Source organism: Pseudoalteromonas sp. S4741 (assembly GCF_005886135.1).
GTDB classification, from domain to species: domain Bacteria; phylum Pseudomonadota; class Gammaproteobacteria; order Enterobacterales; family Alteromonadaceae; genus Pseudoalteromonas; species Pseudoalteromonas tetraodonis.
In genome coordinates this window covers 1-967 of record NZ_PNCN01000136.1, presented here as the reverse complement: position 1 = coordinate 967, position 967 = coordinate 1, and the positions used below count along the sequence as shown (strand labels likewise).

Here is a 967-nt window from a genome sequence, read left to right as displayed (position 1 = left end):
CAGATCTGCATAAGAATTAAAGCCGAGTCACTTTTATACTCGGCTTTTTAGTTTGAAAAGTATAGGCTATTAATCCAGCCATTAAATTAACCATAAATGAGATGCAGCTGCGGTGCCTTGTGTGGTCTATTTGAGCAATATTTTTCAGCTGGTCGAAAACTGTTTCGATGATGAAACGCTTTGATAACATCGCTCTATCCCAAGATGATATTGGCTGGCGTTTCATATTACTTCTTTGACCTGTAATAAAATCAATACCTTGCTCAGCAAGTTCCGCTTTTAAGTTTGCAGATACATAACCTTTATCTGCATATAAACTACCTGTAACATTATCGACCATATCTAATACCGGCTGTCTATCATCAACATTCCCAGCTGTCACTTTTACAGCTAATAAACCACCTTCATCATTCATGATGAGGTGAAGTTTAAAACCATAAAACCAGCCCATTGTTCCTTTGCCTCGTTTGGCTTCTCCTGCAAAAACTTGGTGGCGAGGAATACGCATGTTGTGACACACCTTGAGAGAAGTGGAATCGATAAATGCAATGCCTGTTGGTTTATCAAAGCGCTGCTTCAGATAGCTACACAGAGCTGGTAACGTGGCCTGAAGTAACTTCAACATACGTGTATAACTGACTAAATCAGGAAAATAATGTCGCCAATACTGACAAACAAATTTGGTGTAGTAAGTTTTAAAATCGCGATAACCTGATTGATGAAAAGCAATTAATATAGTCATCACTTCGCTAGAGGATAGTCGAGATGGCTTAATGCGTTGCTTTTCACCTGATTCTATTAGGTGTTTAAGCCATTGAGGTTCAAACAATAAACAAAAATCATCGACATCTACGTAAATTGCATCTAAGTTATTCATGCCCTTGCCTCGGTAATCTTATGTTTCTTGGTCGAAAGATCTGATCACCGCAAGGGCATTTAGTTCCATTTCTTATGTGCAGCTCAGGTT

1 protein-coding gene is annotated in these 967 nt (G+C 38.7%); it reads right to left on the bottom strand.

All coding sequences use genetic code 11. The features are described 5' to 3' along the window. Positions 1-16 precede the first annotated feature (16 nt). Positions 17-877, bottom strand: coding sequence for an IS982 family transposase (locus CWC30_RS16075; RefSeq protein ID WP_138627601.1), 861 nt, complete (start codon positions 875-877; stop codon positions 17-19). Positions 878-967 lie beyond the last annotated feature (90 nt).